Source organism: Sphingomonas sp. NPDC079357 (assembly GCF_044901155.1).
Classification (GTDB): Bacteria; Pseudomonadota; Alphaproteobacteria; order Sphingomonadales; family Sphingomonadaceae; genus Sphingomonas.
Map to the genome: position 1 here is coordinate 124,691 of NZ_JBJDOM010000004.1, position 18,701 is coordinate 143,391.

General features: G+C 64.7%; 20 protein-coding genes. 2 read left to right on the forward strand and 18 right to left on the reverse strand.

What is annotated here, in order from left to right:
* Positions 1-130 precede the first annotated feature (130 nt).
* A complete protein-coding gene (locus ACI2JO_RS13660; RefSeq protein WP_404721244.1) occupies positions 131-355 on the forward strand; it encodes a hypothetical protein in 225 nt (74 codons plus the stop codon).
* Positions 356-532: 177 nt separating this feature from the next.
* Here ACI2JO_RS13660 and ACI2JO_RS13665 read toward each other — a convergent pair whose 3' ends face one another.
* Positions 533-1,114: a hypothetical protein gene (locus ACI2JO_RS13665; protein WP_404721245.1), complete on the reverse strand. Its 582-nt coding sequence runs from the start codon at positions 1,112-1,114 to the stop codon at positions 533-535.
* Between the two features lie 504 nt (positions 1,115-1,618).
* On the opposite strand from ACI2JO_RS13665, the gene ACI2JO_RS13670 reads away from it, so the two are divergent.
* Positions 1,619-2,623: an IS30 family transposase gene (locus tag ACI2JO_RS13670; RefSeq protein ID WP_404721246.1), complete on the forward strand. Its 1,005-nt coding sequence runs from the start codon at positions 1,619-1,621 to the stop codon at positions 2,621-2,623.
* Positions 2,624-2,802: 179 nt separating this feature from the next.
* Here the strand turns inward: ACI2JO_RS13670 and ACI2JO_RS13675 are convergent, their stop codons facing one another.
* The 17 genes from ACI2JO_RS13675 to ACI2JO_RS13755 form a co-directional block, all read right to left on the reverse strand.
* The gene (locus ACI2JO_RS13675) at positions 2,803-3,552 is read right to left on the reverse strand and encodes an HAD-IIB family hydrolase (protein ID WP_404721247.1); all 750 of its coding nucleotides are present in this window, start codon (positions 3,550-3,552) and stop codon (positions 2,803-2,805) included.
* Positions 3,549-4,472, reverse strand: a complete 924-nt coding sequence (locus ACI2JO_RS13680) for an NAD(P)/FAD-dependent oxidoreductase (protein WP_404721248.1) — start codon at positions 4,470-4,472, stop codon at positions 3,549-3,551. Before ACI2JO_RS13680 ends, ACI2JO_RS13675 begins: the two co-directional genes overlap by 4 nt.
* Positions 4,469-6,979 carry a heavy metal translocating P-type ATPase gene (locus tag ACI2JO_RS13685; protein WP_404721249.1) on the reverse strand — a complete coding sequence of 837 codons (2,511 nt, stop codon included), beginning with the start codon at positions 6,977-6,979 and terminating at the stop codon, positions 4,469-4,471. Before ACI2JO_RS13685 ends, ACI2JO_RS13680 begins: the two co-directional genes overlap by 4 nt.
* Positions 6,979-7,584, reverse strand: a complete 606-nt coding sequence (locus tag ACI2JO_RS13690) for a cation transporter (RefSeq protein WP_404721250.1) — start codon at positions 7,582-7,584, stop codon at positions 6,979-6,981. The genes ACI2JO_RS13685 and ACI2JO_RS13690 overlap by 1 nt, the downstream gene beginning before the upstream one ends.
* The gene (locus tag ACI2JO_RS13695) at positions 7,581-8,264 is read right to left on the reverse strand and encodes a ZIP family metal transporter (RefSeq protein WP_404721251.1); all 684 of its coding nucleotides are present in this window, start codon (positions 8,262-8,264) and stop codon (positions 7,581-7,583) included. The genes ACI2JO_RS13690 and ACI2JO_RS13695 overlap by 4 nt, the downstream gene beginning before the upstream one ends.
* A gap of 31 nt (positions 8,265-8,295) precedes the next feature.
* On the reverse strand, positions 8,296-8,667 hold the full coding sequence (locus ACI2JO_RS13700; protein WP_404721252.1) for a hypothetical protein: 372 nt from the start codon (positions 8,665-8,667) through the stop codon (positions 8,296-8,298).
* 23 nt (positions 8,668-8,690) lie between these two features.
* Positions 8,691-9,068 (reverse strand): hypothetical protein, encoded by a 378-nt coding sequence (locus ACI2JO_RS13705; protein WP_404721253.1) that lies wholly within the window; start codon positions 9,066-9,068, stop codon positions 8,691-8,693.
* A 104-nt stretch (positions 9,069-9,172) separates the two neighbouring features.
* Complete coding sequence (locus ACI2JO_RS13710; RefSeq protein ID WP_404721352.1) at positions 9,173-9,628, reverse strand: MgtC/SapB family protein; 456 nt, start codon at positions 9,626-9,628, stop codon at positions 9,173-9,175.
* Complete coding sequence (locus ACI2JO_RS13715; RefSeq protein ID WP_404721254.1) at positions 9,628-10,179, reverse strand: hypothetical protein; 552 nt, start codon at positions 10,177-10,179, stop codon at positions 9,628-9,630. Before ACI2JO_RS13715 ends, ACI2JO_RS13710 begins: the two co-directional genes overlap by 1 nt.
* A 5-nt stretch (positions 10,180-10,184) precedes the next feature.
* On the reverse strand, positions 10,185-10,487 hold the full coding sequence (locus tag ACI2JO_RS13720) for a zf-TFIIB domain-containing protein (protein WP_404721255.1): 303 nt from the start codon (positions 10,485-10,487) through the stop codon (positions 10,185-10,187).
* 31 nt (positions 10,488-10,518) lie between these two features.
* Positions 10,519-11,022 carry an SRPBCC family protein gene (locus tag ACI2JO_RS13725; RefSeq protein WP_404721256.1) on the reverse strand — a complete coding sequence of 168 codons (504 nt, stop codon included), beginning with the start codon at positions 11,020-11,022 and terminating at the stop codon, positions 10,519-10,521.
* Positions 11,023-11,169: 147 nt separating this feature from the next.
* Positions 11,170-11,517, reverse strand: a complete 348-nt coding sequence (locus tag ACI2JO_RS13730) for a DUF190 domain-containing protein (RefSeq protein ID WP_404721257.1) — start codon at positions 11,515-11,517, stop codon at positions 11,170-11,172.
* Positions 11,517-14,771 carry an efflux RND transporter permease subunit gene (locus ACI2JO_RS13735; protein WP_404721258.1) on the reverse strand — a complete coding sequence of 1,085 codons (3,255 nt, stop codon included), beginning with the start codon at positions 14,769-14,771 and terminating at the stop codon, positions 11,517-11,519. The genes ACI2JO_RS13730 and ACI2JO_RS13735 overlap by 1 nt, the downstream gene beginning before the upstream one ends.
* Positions 14,772-14,774: 3 nt before the next feature.
* Complete coding sequence (locus tag ACI2JO_RS13740) at positions 14,775-15,941, reverse strand: efflux RND transporter periplasmic adaptor subunit (protein ID WP_404721259.1); 1,167 nt, start codon at positions 15,939-15,941, stop codon at positions 14,775-14,777.
* The gene (locus tag ACI2JO_RS13745; RefSeq protein WP_404721260.1) at positions 15,938-17,296 is read right to left on the reverse strand and encodes a TolC family protein; all 1,359 of its coding nucleotides are present in this window, start codon (positions 17,294-17,296) and stop codon (positions 15,938-15,940) included. The genes ACI2JO_RS13740 and ACI2JO_RS13745 overlap by 4 nt, the downstream gene beginning before the upstream one ends.
* 65 nt (positions 17,297-17,361) lie before the next feature.
* Positions 17,362-17,712 (reverse strand): hypothetical protein, encoded by a 351-nt coding sequence (locus ACI2JO_RS13750; RefSeq protein ID WP_404721261.1) that lies wholly within the window; start codon positions 17,710-17,712, stop codon positions 17,362-17,364.
* Between the two features lie 241 nt (positions 17,713-17,953).
* The gene (locus ACI2JO_RS13755) at positions 17,954-18,613 is read right to left on the reverse strand and encodes a cation transporter (protein ID WP_404721353.1); all 660 of its coding nucleotides are present in this window, start codon (positions 18,611-18,613) and stop codon (positions 17,954-17,956) included.
* Positions 18,614-18,701 lie beyond the last annotated feature (88 nt).

The following is an 18,701-nucleotide window of genomic DNA, read 5'->3' on the forward strand; positions in this document are numbered from 1 at the left end:
TCAGGGTCCTCTGGCTGGGGGAGAGCCAAGGGTGTCGCTCCATGGTCGTTCGAGTGGCTTCCGGTGCGATCCGTAGACGGCTATATCGATCCCGTTCAGAGCCGATAAGCCGTACCGAAAAGGACACACTATGGCGAAGTCACTGGACGCTGAACTGGCCGCGATCGTGGCCGAGGAACGCAAGCTCGCCGAGCGCCGTCAGGCGCATCAGGCGAAGGTGCGGGAGGCGGCTGTCGTAGCAGTCGAGAAGGCAGGGCTGTTCAAGGTCCCGCTTGATCGATTGGAGGGGCTGATGAAGGCGGTGAAGACGCTGGGCGTCGACGAGGTCGAGAAGCGGCTCATGGCGGAAGCCTGAGCCGGTTCGAGGCCGATGGTCACGGCGATGGCCGCATGGGGCTGCTACCTCATGCGGCCATTTTCTTTCTGGTCAGGACGCGGCACAGCCGGCTTGAGATTGGCCGACAAAAAAAGGGACGCGCCAGCCGATAGGCTGGGCGTCCCTACGGGTCGCTGAGCGTGGCTCGCTGGGCCGTCAGGCCCATGCGAGGTGGTATTCTCCCTCGACCGGTTTCAGCGCCGCCATGGTGGTCAGCGCCTCGACGTAACGAGACATATGGGGATCCTCGTCGAGCCGTCGCCGGATGCGGGGATCCATGAGCCGCTGTCGGAGCTGCGACAGCGGGATTGCGCCGCACGATTCCTCGTCCAGACCGAGGCTGGGGAGGAGGGCGAAGGCGTTCCCGTTTGCGACCTCAAGCTCGGGTGCGCCATCGGGATTGAGGCCAAGCCCAAGCCGCAGATCGCCGGCCGGTTCCTGTTGCCAGATGCGGACGCGGCGTGCCCAAGACTGGGCCTCGTCGATGACGGCGATCACGGCCGGGTCGTGGTCGAAGAAGCGCGCGATCGAGGCGAGCGCGAGCGGGCACACGCGGACCTCGATCTCGAACACCCCGGAGGCCGGTTCGCCGTGGATCGGGATGACCATCGCATCGCCTGTTCGGGCGGTATGATCGCCAAGCAGATCGCGGAACGCGCCAAGCTGATCGGGCGTGATGACGGCAGGTGATGGCGACAGGACATGGTGGCCGTCGTCGACCCGGAACGTGATAGTCATTTACCACGACCAGCGCGGGATGAACGGTGATGTCCTCTGCCATCTGCATAGTCGCAATATCGACGAGCGCATCTGGAACGACGACACCTATCTCACCGCATGGTGCAGGCCGAACGGCAGCCCAGCTCCGCGTTGCCGCCTACCATCGTCGAACTTTCCTATGGCTCGACCTGGCTGGTGCTCCCCCTAAGGGCGAGAAGGCCAACAGCGGCTTGCTGGATGACATGATGCACCGCCTGCCCGCGATCGAAGCGGAGGCTTGGCGTCCTCGCCGTCGCCTGCTGGTGGGGAGCCCGACGAGCGCCGGACATCGGAGACGGCCACCTACGTCTGCTGCTCAGCGATGAGGAAACCGGGGCTCTGAAAGTCGCGCAGGAACGCACCAAGACCCAAATATTTACATAAGGTTGCTTATCGCGTTTCGGATCCCACCCGGGTGGATTCTAGATCGAAGTGCGAAATCCTAGGATTTATAGGGGTTTGATCTCCTTTCTAGGAAGGCACATGATGAACGGCTATCAGCATCTGGATTTGGATGAGCGGCGACAGATTTATCAACTGGCTGCAACCGGGCGGTCCGTGCATGAGATAGCAGCGTCGCTGCAGCGACATCGTTCGACCATCTATCGTGAGCTCAACCGTAACCGGCATCTCGATGACGAGCCAATGTTTCGTGGCTATTTCCCGACCGCCGCACAAACGATGGCGGACAGACGTAGGGTACGTGGCGGCAAGATCTCCAGAAGGCCCGAGCTCGCTGCTTATATCGCTGACCGCTTGTCGGCAGCCTGGTCGCCGGAACAGATTGCGGGATATCTTCGACGCTATCGCGGTATTCGTGGAGCCGTCTGTCATGAGACCATCTACCAGTTCGTCTATGGTCCGGACGGACGAAGCCAGGGCCTGTGGCGCCTTCTGCCTGTTGGCCGTCGATCTCGACGGCGACGCTATGCTCGCAAGCCCCGTGGTCTACATATCCCCTTGGCCAACACAATTGGCAAACGCCCTCCCGAAATCGGTAATCGTAGCAGCTTTGGTCATTGGGAAGGCGACCTTCTGATCTTCAGATTGGAATATGGCAAAGCCAACCTCACCTCGCTGGTCGAGCGCCGCAGCCGGTTTACTATCCTTGCCCGCAACCCCAGTCGGCATTCCGCCGGCGTCATGTCGGGAATCCAGCACCACTTGCATATCCTGCCCCCTTCCCTGCGTCAGAGCATCACCTTTGACCGGGGAACGGAATTTGCTGCCTTTGCGACACTCCAGAAGAAACTCGCGATGACGAGCTATTTCTGTCTGCCATCAGCACCTTGGCAAAAGGGCAGCGTGGAAAACAGCAACGGTCGCATACGGCGCTTCCTGCCGTCTGACACGGACCTGGCGTTGCTATCGGATAAGGAAATCCAGGCCGTTGCTGATCGCATTAACAGTACACCTCGCAAGTGCCTGAACTATCGCACCCCGCATGATGTTCTTGCAGAGCAAATCACCCTCCTCAAGGCCCGATAGATTTTTGCCATCCAGGGTGGGGCTCGCCCCACCCTGGATGAAATGCTACGCATCCCATGGATGTCGCGCTTCAAATCGAAACCGCCAGGGAACAGAATTTTTTAGGGGTACGTGCGTGATTATGATGCGTTTCGTGCTCAATCCTCGTCGCGTTCAAAGATCAGCTGAGCAACTGGCCTTCAATGCTTCAAACAGGCGATGATCGCCGACACGACGGCGGCGGTTTCGGCGACGTCGCGGACCTTCACCGTATCCACGCCGATTTCCGCCGCCGGATAGTCGTTGCCGCCGGGGTAGATCGCATCGCCGAGGAAGAGCATCCCGGCCAGCGGCACGCCGCTTTCCTTGCTCAGCCGCTTCAGTCCATAACCCTTGTCGACGCCGGCGCGGGTGACATCGATCGACGTGGTGCCGCCCAGGTTGATCGAAAGGCCCGGCAGCACCGCCCGTAGCGTCTTCTGGATTGCGGTCCGCTTGGCGCGATCGCGGTCCCAGCCCGCCTTCGCTTCCAGCGGTGCATCCTGGCCGAGGCCGGAAAAGGTGATCTGGCTTCCCCGATCCTCGATCCGCTCACCCCAAATGCGTTCGTCAGCAAGCCCCGCTTCCGACAGCGCGCGATCAAAGGCCGTGCGGATGCTCGCCTTTTCCGCGTCATCGAACAGCTCGGCATAGATCGCGCGCCATGCACCGTCGACAAAGCGGTAGAGCTTCGTGCCGGTGGTCGGCATCAGCCATAGCCGCTCGCGCGCGGCGTCGATCGGCAAGCGCGAGGCGACTTGCCGGTCGAATTGCGGCCAGTCGCCGCCCGAGATCACCGCGACATCGACCACGGCCAGCAGACGCGCGAGCGTCGCCGCCATCTCGGCCGACAAGGGGCGCTTGCTCTCCGCAAGCGTCCCGTCGAGGTCAAATACGATCAGCCATTTCACGACGCGGTGCCCTCCCCGTCGCGGTTGCGCAGATCGTTGTGGAGGGCGGTCGCGGCGATTGCCGCATGGCCCATCGCGACGCTGATCTGATCGAGCGACATGACGATATCGCCCGCCGCATAGACGCCGGCGACGCTCGCGCGCTGCTTGGTATCGACGACGATGCAGCGATCGTCGCTCAGCTCGACACCGAGCTGGCGCGCAAGCGCGTTGTTGCTGTCCGACCCGAGCGCCGGATACACCGTGTCGACGTGCAGCTCGCTGCCGTCGGTCAGGTGGAGCGCGACCCGATCGCCTGAAAAGTCCATCCGGGCCAGCGGTCTCGCCGCGACCTTTATCCCCGCCGCCGCGAGCGCTGCGCGATCGTCGGCACTGAGGTCGATTGTCTCATGCGCGACCAGCGTGATCCGGTCCGAGAAGGTGCGCAGGAACAGCGCCTCCGCGACGCCGTGCGTGTTCGCGCCGATCACCCCGATCGCCAGCCCGGTCGCTTCGTAACCGTCGCAGACCGGGCAATAGCGCAGCACTCCCCGCTGCAAGGCGTCGCGGTGCGTATCGGCATCGAGCGCAGGGCGACGATTCTCGACCCCGGTTGCGATCAGGACGGCGCGCGCGGCGATCGTTACGGCCGATCCTCGCACCTCGAAATGATCGGCCTTGCCGGCGATCGTCTCGATGCGATCCGTCAGGATCGTGGCGCCGTAGCGTTTGGCCTGTTCGCGCATCCGCCGCAGCAGCTCTTCGCCCGCAATCCCATAGGGGAAGCCAGCATGGTTATGGGAGAGCGGTATCCATTTTGCGCGGCTGTGCCCTTCGTCGACCACGACGACGCGGCGGTGATAACGCGCAAGGTAGATCGCCGCCGTGAGGCCCCCGGGGCCGCCGCCGACAATCAGCGCGTCGTAGCGATCCGCGGTCATGCCGCTTGCTTCGCCGGATCGCGGTAGGCGAGCAGCCGCAGCGCGTTGAACACGACGAGCAGCGTCGAGCCTTCATGCATCGCGACCGCCGGGCCGATGCCCAGGCCGAGGATCGTCGCGGGCACGAGGAACGCGACGACGCCGAGGCTGACGAACACATTCTGCCGGATGATGCCGCGGGTGTGGCGGCTCAGCCCCACGGCGAACGGCAGATGCGCAAGATCGTCAGCCATCAGCGCGACATCGGCCGTTTCCAGCGCCACGTCCGAGCCAGCAGCGCCCATCGCGATGCCGACCGTCGCCGACGCCATCGCCGGCGCATCGTTGACGCCATCGCCGACCATCGCAACCTTGTCCTCGCCGGCGAGCTTCTTGATCGCGGCGACCTTGTCCTCCGGCATCAGGTCGCCCCAAGCCTCGTCGAGCCCGACGTCTTTGGCGATGGCGTCGGCCACCTTCTGGTGGTCGCCCGAAATCATGATCATCCGGGTGATGCCCATCTCGCGCAGCCGCTTGAGCGCAACCTTGGCCGCTTCACGGGGCGTATCCATCAGCCCGATCGCGCCGATGTCCTTATCGCCCTTGCGGACCACCATAGTCGTCCGCCCGTTTTCGCGCAGGGTGGCGATGGCGTCGGTCGCAGCGGCATTCAACGTGGGGATTCCCTCCACACCGAACATCTCGGCCTTGCCGATCCATACCGTGTCGCCATCGACAGTCGCGGTAACACCGCGTCCGGTCAGGCTCTTGAGATCGGTTGCGGCCGGCAGCTCGCGCCCACCCAGGCGCTCGCGGCCGTCCTTGACGATCGCCTGTGCCAGCGGGTGATCGCTCAAGCCCTCGACCGCGACGGCAAGCGCCAACAGATCCTCTTCGCTCGCGCCATCGACCGGCACGACATCGGTGATGCGAGGCCGACCTTCCGTCAGCGTACCCGTCTTGTCGAACGCGATCGCCTTGAGGGAACCAAGGTTCTCAAGCGGCGCGCCGCCTTTCACCAACACACCGCCGCGTGCCGCCCGCGCGACGCCGGACAGGACCGCGCTCGGGGTGGCGATCGCCAGAGCGCACGGGCTGGCGGCGACCAGCACCGCCATCGCGCGATAGAAGCTGTCGCGGAACGGCTCGTCGACCACGACCCACGCGAACAGCAGGATGAATGACAGCGCCAGGACCGCCGGCACGAAGACGCGCTCGAACCGATCTGTGAACCGCTGCGTGGGCGATTTCTGTGTCTCCGCTTCGCTCACCATCTTCACGACCTTGGCGAGCGCGCTTTCGTTGGAACGTCGCGTCACTTCGATCTCGATCGCCGCGCCGCCGTTGATCGTGCCGGCGAACACCCGCGACGTCGCCTCGACCGCATCGGGCTTCGCGCGCGCCGCCTCGACATCGGCGACAGGTTCCTTGTCGACCGGAATGCTCTCGCCGGTGACGGGGGCCTGGTTGATCGCGCTCGACCCCTTGATGACGAAGCCGTCGGCGGGCAGGCGTTCATTCGGGCGCACGACCACGATGTCGCCGACCACCAGCTCCTCGACCGGAATCTCCGTCGTCTGCCCGTCACGGCGCACCGTCGCCTTGTCGGGCGCGAGTTCGGCCAGCGCCTCAATCGCGCGCTTGGCGCGACCCATCGCATAATGCTCGAGCGCATGGCCGAGGCTGAACAGGAACAGCAGCAGCGCGCCTTCCGCCCAGGCACCGAGCGCCGCGGCGCCGGCGGCCGCGACGAGCATCAGCGTATCGATCTCGAATTTCTTGAGCTTTAGATTGTCGATCGCCTCGCGCAGCGTGAAGAAGCCGCCGAACACATAGGCGCCGACATAGAAGGCGGTCGGCAGCCAGTCGGGCGCGCCCGCTACTAGCTTCTCGATCGCGAAGCCGATCGCCAGCAGCGCGCCGCACGCTAGCGCGAAGATCAGCTCGGTATTAGGGCCGAGGAAATTGGCGTGCGCGTGATCGTGACCGTCCCCCGGTCCATGCTTATCCGCGCCTTCGGCATGGCCGCCCGGCCCGTGATCGTGCCCGGCATGATCGCCGGCATGATCGGAGCCCGTCCGCTTCCCGGGCTTGACCTTGAGCCTGCCCAGCGCCGCGACGATCGCGGCTTCGTCGACGCGCTCCTTGTCATATTCGACCCGGACGCTGCCCGAGGCGCTGGCGTCGGCCTGCAGCACGCCGGGCATCTGGCATAAGGTTTCGCCGACGGTTCGGGCGCGGCGCTCGTGCCCGATTCCTTCGACCTGCCATGTCGCATGGCCGTATCGCCCGCTGATATCGGCGCCCGCCGCCCGCACCATCTCGCGCAAACGCGGCAGCGGCAGCGCCGCCCCGTCGAAATGGATGCAGAGCTTCGCCGGCGTGTCGCCATCGGCAGGCAGGACGTGCGCGCGCTCGACGCCGGGCTTGGCGCTGAGCGTCGAGACGAGGCGCCCGACACAGGCATCGGCCGCGTCGGGAACCTCCGGCAGCAGGACGGGAATATCGAGTTCGAGCTTTTCGGTCATCACGCCGTCTCCGCCTTGGTCTTGGTTTCTGCCCGAGCATCGCGCAGGATTTCGATGCCGCCCTTGATCGCGATAAGAGCGGTAGCCAGGCCCACCAGCAGATCGGGCCAATTCGTCCCCAGCCAAAGCACCAGCGCGCCCGCGATCAGGATGCCGCCGTTGGAGATGAAGTCGTTGAAACTGAACGTGGTTGCGGCACGCAGGTTCACATCGGGCTGCTTGAGCTTCTGGAGCAGGCGCAGGCAGACATAGTTCACGACGCCTGCGATGGCCGACATCACCATCATCGTTGGACCGATCGGATCGCTGCCTTGGACATAGCGGCGGCCGACGTCGATCAGGATGCCAACCGCGAAGATCAGCAGCATGACGCCCGACGCGGTTGCCGCCCGCGTCTTCCACATCCGCCCGTGGCTGAGCGCAATAAGGCTCAGCGCATAGACCGCGGTGTCCGACAGGTTGTCGACGCCGTTGGCGATGAGCGCGCTGGAATCGCCGATCAGGCCCGTCACGAAGAAACCAACGGCGATCGCCGCGTTGAGCAGCAGCACGATCCAGAGCGTGCGGCGCTCGGCCGCGACCTTTGCGTCGGGTGAAGCCGTCATGCCATGATTTCCTCGATCAGCAGGAGGATGAGGAAGCCGACGAAGAACATCGCGCTGATCAGCGGCGAATCCGGTTTCTCGTGGGCCTCGACCAGCAGCTCTTCGGTGACGAGATAAAGCAGCGCCATCAAGCCGAAGCTCAGGAATGCGGTGATCCATATCGGCGACAGCAACGCCACCGGCTGCGCGACCAGCGCGCCGATCGGCACCAGCACCCCCAGCGCGCAGGTCAGGCCGATCGCCTTCGCCTTGCGATACCGCCCCGCCAGATCGTTGGTGAGGGTCAGGGCCAGGAACAGCACTTCGAGGGTCAGTGCGACGGCCAGCAGCGTGCCCGCTTTCTCGCCGGCGATGAAGGCGAGGCCGAGGACCAGGCCGTCTATCGCCAGATCGAGCCCGATCGCGGCAAGCAGCGCCACCGGCCCTTCAAAACGGCTTTCCGCCGCCTTGAGGCCGAGCATCACCGCGACGCCTAGCGCCCCGCCGATCAGCGTCGCGGTCGGGGAACCGCCATGCATCACCAGCGGCAGAATCTCCGTCGCAGCAGCGGCGAATACCACGCCGGCCGCTAGATGCTGCATGGCCGCTACCAGCTTCTCGCCGGGGGTGCGCCATCCGGCGATCAGCGCGCCGATCACGATCGCGATCATCGGGATCAGGGAGAATTTGAGCGCCGCCATCGTCAGCGCCCCTCTGTGCCGGGTGGGTTCGTCACAAGCTCGTATCCTTCCTGCACAAGACGGGGGGCTTGTCCCCTTCCTCGATCTTGAGTTCGTTGCCCGAGAACATCGCGCTCATCGTGTCGCCGACATATTGAAGCCCGGCCGCAGGCGCGGTCAGGACAACCGGCGCAGCGTTCCCGTCGCGGCGCAGTTCAAGCGTCAGGCCCTCATTTTTGAAGTCGACCAGGAGCGGGCGATCGTCGTCGCAACGATAGGGGTGGCGACCGGGGATGCCGCTGGCATCGCCGCTGTCTCCAGCGTGGATTTCCTGTTCCGTGGGTTTCGCCTTGCGAGGCTGTTCCGAACAGCCCGACGCCAGCACAAGGGCTATGCCGGCGAACCCAAACCGAACCGGCGTCATATTACCTCCCGGGAAGAGCCTGTTCATCCAAGCCATTGGGCAGCTCCCACGACACTGGCGATCATGACCATGACGCCGACCAGGATCAGTTTTTCAGGGCGCGGATCTGCCACGTTGCGTATGCGCGCCGCGACCTGCCAGGCAGGCCGCAGCGGGACGCGCCAGGACCCCGCCGCGATCCGGTCCAGCTCGGCATCCGAAAGCTGGAAAAACGCTCTCACGTCGCCCCGCGAGCGTCCCGCAAGACCCGTCACGCGAAACACCGGATCGGCCCAGGCGAGATCGACGGCACTTGGACTCGCCGCCATCGGCGCGATGTCTTCCCCGGCTGCCCATGACGGACGCAGCAGCGCGACAAGCTGGTGCGGATCGCGTTCGAGCAGAGAAGCCCACCGCTCCAAGCGCGAACGACGGTCGTCGCTTGGAGGCGGCGACACCGGCTCGAATTGCCCGCCACTCTTGGGCATTCGCCGCGTCGCGCGCGTTTCGGAGGGACGATTGTGCCTCATTGTCGATCAGCCGGCTCGGCGCGATCCTGGGAGGCGCGCTTTAGCGGATGAGAGAGGTGCAACGTCAGGAAGGTGGTCAGGCTGAGGATCACCGCGATGTCGTAAAGACCATAGCCGACCGCGGCGCCCAGCGCTCCGGTCGCCCAAAGGCTCGCAGCGGTCGCGGTCCCGGATGCTTTTCCGGCGTGCTTCAATATGGCGCCGCCGCCGATGAAGCCGACGCCGGTAATCAATCCTTCGAGCAGGCGCGCTTGGGCAGGCGATGTGCGTCCGAGAATGGCGATACCGACCAGCACGAAACCGCAACTGGCGATGGCGACCAGTGGAAAGGTCCGGATGCCGGCGCTGCGTTCATCCTTCTCCCGGTTCCAGCCAACCGGAAGCGCCAGCGCATAGGCCAGCGCGAGACTGACGATATGGGAAAGCGACTCCTCCCATGACGAGATCGTCATCATGCGGCCGATCCTCCGGCCTGGCCGCTCGCTATCCCGTCCGCTGAATCCCGATAGGCCAGCACCCTGTTACAGGCCAAGGCCGGCACGCCGGGGCGCTTGAGCGTGATCCGGTCGCCGCCTGAGATCGACACGTTGAGGTTGCGGCCGACATAGGTCCGCCCGCTCGCCGGCGATGTCACCCGTTCCGGAGCGCCGTTCGGTCTGGTCTTTATGTCGAGGGTCAGGCCATCGCCGAGGAAGTCGACATCGAGGCGCGACCCATCAGGACATGCGTAGAAATGCTCGCCGATGAAGTTGGGCAGCTCGCGATCACGCGACGCTTCGGCCTCGTTCTTGTTGGTGGCTGGCGAGCAGCCGAGCAGGCCCGGCGCCAGAGCAAGCCCGGTCGCGAGGATGATCCCCCGAACCGGGCCGCTCCGGAGACGCCGAGCCGCTATTTCCCCGTCTTTCCACGATCTATCGCCATGGGCGCTACAGGGGGCACGCCCATGGCGCGGGCCGTTCTCACACGGACACCCGAAGGACTCGTTGTGTGGCGGCCGATCCATAGCAGTCAGTCGAACAATTCGCTGAAAAAGCTCTTGCGGCGCCCCTTATGGCCCCGCTCATAGCCGTGCTTTCCGCCATGATCGCCATGGCCGCGATCGTCGGATATTCCGAGACGGACGCCGCTCAGCGGCCGCGCGCTGTCATCGCCGGCGCTGCGCTCGATGATCTTGTCGAGTTCGCCGCGATCGAGCCAGACCCCACGGCATTGCGGGCAATAGTCGATCTCGATGCCCTGCCGCTCGCTCATGACGAGATCGACGCGGCACGTCGGGCACAGCAGCCCTTGCGGGCGAGGGCTATCTACCATGATGGGTTCCTTTCTTCGGAATATCGCCCCGTCAGTCGTTCGCGGCGCCGCGAGGAGGAGGCGGCGGTTTGATGGGGCGCCGATGATGCCGCATGGACCGCCCTGGCAGCCGCGATTGCCGGCGCAGGAGGGCGAGAAAAGCCGCATCCTGCAGCCGCATTGTCCGCCTCAGACCCCTGCGCATCATGCGGCCGACCAGGCCGCCGAAGATGCCCCGACATTCGACCGAATGGTGAATCGAGACGCCGTTCGCGATCGGCTCGATCTCGTAGCGTTCGTCGAAGGTGAGAAATCCCTTCACGCCCATCTGCCACCCGATGAGCTGGGGCTTGGTCAGGCGGTTGATGACCATTTGCGTCGTCATCTTCCGGTCGCCTTTGAACAGCAGCCAGGTGACGTCCATTTCGGCATCGCGTTCGGCATCGCCCGCGATGCGATAGATCGGGTGCCATCGTGCGTAGCCCCTCAGATCGGAAATCAGCGACCAGACCCGCAGCGCCGACATATTGAAATCGAAAGTGGTCTCTTCCTTCATGGCTGCCTGTCCTGTCCGGCCAAGGCGCGGCGAAACCGGAGGCCGCGCGAAGGCGGCCCCCTCCCCGATTGGACGGGGGATTGATGGGAGCTGGGGCGCTGGAGAGGGCTTGCATGGCGCAAGCCCTCTCGCTTGCCGGGCCGCAATTCATCGGCTCAGGCTTTCCAGCGTTTTGCTTGCCTTCCCGCCGATGACCTCGACGGCTTCGAGCGTCATCAGCCCAATGTCGGGCACATCGCTCAAGGCCGAGACGAACGCGCGCAAGGCGTCCTCGAAATCGACGATCTCGATCACCACCGCCCGATCGCTTTCAAGCACGTGGCGTCGATGGACGTGCGCGGATGCCCCGAACCCGATCAGTGCCTCAAGCACTGTCAGGCCCGCCATCTTGCGATCACGCGCCAGCGAGGCGACATATTCGAAGACCTTGCGGTCGCCGATGTAAGCCGCTTCATCCGTGTAGATCCGCAGCAGTTTTCGGACCGGTTCTCCCATCATGCTTCTCCTTTCAGCGGGGCGGGTTCATCGCCATGCGGCGTGTCCGCCTCTTGCTCGTTTTGACGTTCGGTCCGCCCGAGGATCACCTTCGCGATCGCCGGCAGCACCAGCAGGGTCAGGATGGTGGCGGCGACGAGACCGCCGATCACGGTGACGGCGAGCGGCTTCTGCACCTCCGCGCCGGTTCCGTGTGCGAGCGCCATCGGCACGAAGCCGATCGCGGGCACGAACCCGGTCATGATGACCGCTCGCATCTTCTCGGCCATGCCGTGACGGATCGCTTCCACCACCGGCATCCCGGCTTCGCTGCTCTCCCGGATCGCGGACATCACCACGAGGCCGTTCAGCACCGCCACGCCGGCAAGGCAGATGAACCCGACCGCTGCCGACACCGAGAAGTTGATGCCGGTCAGCAACAGGGTGAACACGCCGCCAGCCAGTCCCAGCGGCACGGCCAGGAACACCGACGCGGCCCTACCGAACCCGCCTAGCGCCATGTAAAGCAACCCGAAGATGGCGAGGAAGCAAAGTGGAACGACGATCGACAGGCGTTTTGATGCCGCCGCCAGATTCTCAAATTGACCGCCCCATTCGAGGTAATAGCCCGCGGGCAGCTTGACCTGCGCAATCTTTGCTTGCGCCTCCTGCACGAACGAACCGGCGTCGCGTCCACCGAGGTTTACCTGAACGACGACGCGGCGCTTGCCGTTCTCCCGGCTGATTTGGTTCAACCCTTCTGTCAGTCGGATTTGTGCAACTTGCGCAAGCGGCACCTGAGAACGCTGTCGCCCCTCGACTTCAGGCAACAGGATTGGAAGTGCCCGAATGTCATCGAGATTGGCCCGTGTGGCTTCAGGCACGCGCACCGTGACGTCGAAACGCCGGTCGCCCTCATACACAAGACCTGACTCGCGGCCGCCCAGGCCTGCCGCTACCGTATCCGCAACCTCGCGGACGGTGAGACCGAGCCGGGCGATCGCTGCGCGATCGAGCTTCACGTCAAGCGCTGGCGCGCCACCGACCTGCTCGGCCTTTACGCTCGCTGCTCCCGGGATCGTCTTGAGTACGCGCACCATTTCATTCGCGGTCTGCGACATCTTGTCGAGGTCGTCACCGTAGAGCTTGATCGCAACGTCGCCACGGACGCCGGCGATCAGTTCGTTGAAGCGGAGCTGGATGGGCTGACTGACTTCGTAAAGATTGCCTAAGAGTCCTCCGGTCGCCTTTTCGATCTTGGCCACGACATCAGCTTTGGTCGTGCCTTCGGCCCATTCCTCCTGCGGTTTCAGGATAACGAAGCCGTCCGAGACGTTCGGTGGCATCGGATCGGTTGCAACTTCCGCGGTGCCTGTTTTGGAAAACATCAGGGCGACTTCCGGAATCTTTGTCACCGCCTCTTCGACCTTCCGTTCCATCGCCAGCGATTGTTCGAGGCTGACCGAGGGCACTCGTGTCGATGCAAAGGCGAGATTCTTCTCGTCTAGCTGGGGAATGAATTCCGAGCCTAGCAGGCCAAACGCGGGTATGGCCGCCACGAAGAAGGCCAATCCGCCGAGGATGAATGGCCACGGGCGCGCAATCGCCTTGTCGAGCAGCGGCAGATAGCGTTCCTTGGACTTGCGGATCAGCCACACATCCTTTTCCGCGACCTTGCCCCGGATCATGATCGCGACCAGTGCTGGCACCAGTGTTATCGCGAGCACGAACGCCGCCACCAGCGCGAGCATGATCGTGATCGCCATTGGCGAGAACGTCTTACCCTCGGTGCCTGTAAACGTGAGCAGTGGCGCAAAGGCGAGCAGGATGATGGCCTGACCAAAGACGGTCGGCTTGATCATTTCCTGCGCCGCCCGCATTGTTTCCTCGAGCCGCTCGCGAATTGAGAGCAGCCGTCCTTCATGCTCTTGTCGATGCGCCAACCTGGCGAGGCAGTTTTCGATGATGATGACTGCGCCATCGACGATAAGGCCGAAATCAAGCGCTCCCAGGCTCATCAGATTGCCCGGGACGTTGAAGGCGTTCATGCCCATCGCCATCATCAGGAACGAGAACGGGATAACCAACACAGCGATCACCGCAGCGCGCCAGTTACCCAGCAGCAGAAACAGAGCTGCTGCGACGAGGATTGCGCCTTCGGTAAGGTTGCGTTGAACGGTCGCAACGGTCGCGCCCACCAGTTTGGCGCGATTGAGCACGACCTGGACCTGAATGCCGGGAGGTAACGTCTTGGTGATCTGATCGAGCTTGGTGGACGCCTCTTCCGCGACGACCCGGCTGTTCTGGCCAATCAGCATTAGCACCGTGCCGATGACTGCCTCCTGGCCGTTCATGCTGCCCGCACCCGTGCGCAGGTCGCCACCAACACGGACATCGGCGATCTGCCCAACCGTAATCGGCGTGCCGCCGCGCGTCGCGGCGACGGCGTTGCGGATTTCGTCAACTGTTCGCACGCGAGAGTCGACGCGCACTAAATAGGCTTCGCCGCCCTTATTGAAGTAGTTGGCGCCTACCGCGAGATTGGCGTTTTCGAGCGCCTGGCCCAGCTCGCTATACGAGATGCCGAAGCTGGCGAGCTTGGTCGGGTCGGGCTCGACGACGAAGGTCTTGGCGAAACCGCCGATGGAGTCGACGCCGGCCACGCCTTTCACCGAGCGAAGCTGCGGGCCGATAATCCAGTCCTGGACGGTGCGCAGATAGCCCGCCTTCTCGATGGCGTCGGTCAAACGCTCGCCCTCCGGCGTCAGGTAGCTGCCATCGGGCTGCCAACCGGGCTGGCCCGCCACCTTCTTCGCGCCCTTCCCATCCGGATTGGCGTAACCGACCGTGTACATGACGATCTCGCCAAGGCCGGTCGTCACAGGTCCGATCTGGGGCTGAACGCCGTCAGGCAGGTTCTCCGTCGCTTGTCGCAGGCGTTCGCCGACCTGCTGGCGTGCGAAATAGAGATCGGTGCTGTCGGTGAAGATTGCGCTGACCTGGCTGAAACCATTGCGCGAAATCGACCGTGTGGTTTCGAGGCCGGGGATGCCGGCGAGCGAGATCTCTACCGGATAGGTAACGAGTTTTTCGATTTCCACCGGCGACAGCCGGGGATCGACCGTGTTGATCTGTACCTGTTTGGTGGTGATGTCGGGCACCGCGTCGATCGGCAGCTTGGTGAGCTGCCAGAGGCCGAGGCCGCCGATGACTAGGAAAAGGGCGAGTACCGTCCAACGCATGCGGATGGAGAGCGCCATGAGATTGGCTATCATGGTCTATTCCTCCTCGCCCGCGCCCTTGCCGAGTTCGGCTTTGAGCAAAAATGCGTTTTTGGTTGCGACTTGGTTGGCTGCCGCGAGACCCTTCAGGATCTCGACCCGGCCGTTGCTGCGCTGGCCGATCGTGACGGCCTGAGCCTTGAAGCCCTGCGCGGTCCGCACGAAGACGATGTCGCGCCCTTCGAGTGTCTGAACCGCATCTTCCGGCACCACAATCGCGTTGGACGTGCTGCCACGGCTCGGCATCAGCCGCACCCGCACCGCGAGGCCGGGCTGAAGACTGCCGGGAACGTCGAGGACCACCGTCGCCGAGCGCGTGTCGTTGGCAAGTCCGGGTGTGACTGCGCGTACGCGCCCCTCCACCGTCCGACCATCGGGCAGTTCGACGATGGCTCGATCGTCAGGCGCGAGCCGCTGCGCGTCGGTCGGCCCGACCGCCGCCTCTATTTGAATCTTCGACGCATCGGCGACGCGCATCAGCTCGGTCTCGGGCTGGACGAAGGCGCCCAGGCTGACATTCTCCGAGGTGACGCGACCCGAAATCGGGCTCGACACGGCCACACCGCGACCATCCGATGTCACGCGCGCGGCGCCCGCCGCAACACTCGCGCGGCGCGCTTCGGCCGCGGCCGAGGCGGCTTCCGCCTCCGCCTGTTCCAGCTCGACGCGCGCCGAGACCTTCTGGCGGAACAGATATTGCTCACGGGCGAGCGCCTTTTGCGCGAGCGTCGACTTGGCCGCCGCAGCGGTGCGATCGGCGGCAAACTGCGCCGCGTCCCGGCTCTCCACGATCGCCAGCGTCTCACCGGCGCGCACCGGATCACCGAGGCGCTTCATCAGCCGCGTGACCGCGCCGGCTGCGCGGGCGGTCACGATCGCCTCGCCTTGCGGCGATGCGCTCACCGTCGCCTGCGCAACGATCTCCGCGCCGAGCCCGCCGGGATTGATCGTCTCTGTAGCGATGCCGGCCTGCTGGACCGCCTGCGCGGTCATCGTCACCGTGTTGGGGGCCTTTTCCTCTTCTGCCGGGGCAGCGGCGTTGCCGCTTGCCGCTTCGGTCGCGGCAGGTTCGCTCGCTGTCCAGCGGGCGATCCCGAAGCCGCCAAGTGCGGCGACGATCGCGACAGCCGCCGCACCGCCAAGAAGGCGCTTATCTTGAATCATCGATCATCTCCGGAAATCATGGGGGCCGGCGTCGTGAGCCGGTCGAGCCGGGCCTGTGCGTCGTGATAGGCGGCGAGCGCATCGACGTAGGTCTGGCGGGTCTGTGACAGCGTGCGCTCGGCATCGAGGAGCGCGATCTGGTCGAACTTGCCCTGCGTCCAACCGATCCGCGCGATGCGGGCGGCTTCCTGTGCCGCCGTCAAAGCCGGTCCGCCCGCCGCCCGCGCGGTCGCAGCGGCGTTCGCCACTTCGGTTTGCGCGCTGGCGATCTGCTGGCGGGTATCGATCACTGCGAGGTTGCGCAGCGCGATCGCCTGCGTCTGCTCCGACCGCGACTGCGCCACGAACGCGCTGCCGTTGTTGAAGAACGGGATCGGGATCGAGATGCCGACGACCGCGGCGGTATCGTTGGTCGCCTCCAATCGGCGGGCGAAGGTGCTGACGGTCAGGTCGGGCACGCGCAACGATCGGGCGACGCGCACTTGCGCGTCGGCGGTCCGCACGTCCGCTTCCGCTGCCGCCAAGGCCAGCGTCCCTTCGACCTCGATCGGCCGTGGCGGTCCGTAGCCATCGATCCGCTCGAACCACGCGCGATCGAGCGGCCCCGTCACCGGCGCCGACAACAATGTCTCAAGATTAGCCCGCGCCGCCTGTGCCTGGCGGGCGGCGCTGCCGGCCGCGACCTGCGCGTTGATGCGCAGCACGTCGGCACGCTGTTGTTCGATCGGGCCGACGTCGCCGGCCTTGACGCGCTCGCTTGAGACCCGGAACGCATTATTGGCGATCCCGGCCTGCTCGCTCAGCACTTCGGCACGGCGCTCGGCAGCGGCGGCTTCGATATAGAGCTGCGTGATCCGCAGCCGGAGATCCGCTCGCGCGATTTCCGCCTGGACCTGCGCCCGAGTGAGGCGGGCGGTCGCGAGCGCGACACGTGCCGGCCGTTTGCCGCCCAGCTCCAGCGGCAGCGCCACGCCAACGGTCGTTTCCGAGCTTCGTAGCCCCTTATAGACGCCGGTGCCGGCGACATTCTCGACCTGCGCCTGCACTTCCGGATTGGGACGCAAGCCGGCCACACGCCGTGCCGCTGTCGCGGCGTCGACGCCGGCCGAGGCGGCCGCCACCGATGGGAGCGGCGCTGAACCACTACTCCCCGACCCCGAAGCCGTGCTGTTACCCGTGGCGGCCGATGGGGATGATGGCATGCCTCCGGCAGCAAGCGCGTTCTCGAGCGAAAACGAGCCTGCCGCTTGTGATGATGTGGTCGCCGCCGGGATACCGGGCGACGGTGCTGTCTGCGCCCCGGCCGGACTGGCCAGGGACGCCGCGACCAAAACGGCCGCGATTGTACGATGCATGGATGATGTCTCCTGACGAACCGGGTTCGCCCCGCACGGCAACAGCCGGCGGGGTCAGCGGATCGTCAGGCTTGGGGGGGCCTCAGCGCCGGATCGGCGGTAGAGAGCGGGCGCATCGAATGGCTCGCGAAAATGGGAGCGAGCCGAAGATCGCCTAAACATGCGGCGCTGGTCGCCTTGACGGGCGCTGCGACATGATCGCCGTGGCAACCGCCATGATGATGGGGATATCCCTTGTCACCATCGGAGGGCACCTGATCGGCGTCGCCGGGCGCATGACCCAGCGCAATTTCGGTGACGCCCGTTTCGGTTGATGCAACGACGATATCCGGCCGCTCCATCACATGCGCGGTCGCCGTCGTCCCCAAGGAGAGGGCGATCGCCAAATACGCAAGGATGTTCAGCAGGCGTCGCACGGATCACGCTCTAACAGGAACGCAGGTAACGGGCTAGTCCCGCTCGTCGCATGAAGAAATAAAGCCGTCATCGGAGAGTCTGCAATAAAACAGGACGCGCGTCGTGCCATGCCGGGATCGCCTCGGCCAGCGCCCACTCCCCGGGCGCAGCGAGATGATCGCGATGACACCGCAAACGATATCGGCTCAGTTTACCGGCGTCGCCGTGACTGCGGGCGGACATCTATGCTCCTTTTGGCAACTACAAGTTCGTGGAGGCCAACGTCTGTTGTGCCTCGACTTGACTTGCCGGTTTCGGGCGTAGCTCTGCACGGGCCTGATTGATGATCTGCAGGCCGCCCCAGATGCCCAAGGCCGCCATGATCAAGGCGACAGCGAGATCGGGCCAGGCGGTGCCCGTGCCGACGACACCGGCGGCAGCCAGAAGGACCGCAAGATTGCCGATTGCGTCGTTGCGCGAGCATATCCAGACCGAGCGCATGTTGGCGTCGCCACTGCGGTAGCGATAGAGCATGAGTGCAACGCTGCCGTTCGCGATCAGCGCGATCACCCCGACGATCCCCATCGTCTCCGCCTGCGGCACGCCGCGGCCCAGCGCCGCAAGCACCGTCGTGACGAGGACATAAAGGCCGAAGGCGAGGATCGTGCCGCCCTTAAGCAACGCGGCACGGGACCGCCAGCCCAGTGCCATGCCGGCGACCCCAAGACTGATCGCGTAATTGGCGGAATCGCCCAGGAAATCGAGCGCGTCCGCCTGAAGCGATCGCGATCCCGAAGCGATGCCCGCGACGATCTCGCCGAGAAACATCGCCAGATTAATGGCGAGCGCGATCCAGAGCATGCGGCGCCAGCGCGGATCCGGCGTCGGCGGTGCGTCGGACTGACAGCTATTACAGACCATGATCATACTCTCGAACAAGCATCATGGAATCTCTATGCACCCTCTAGCAACTAGAGGGTCAAGGCAAATCGTCGTCGTTGTTGCCGGC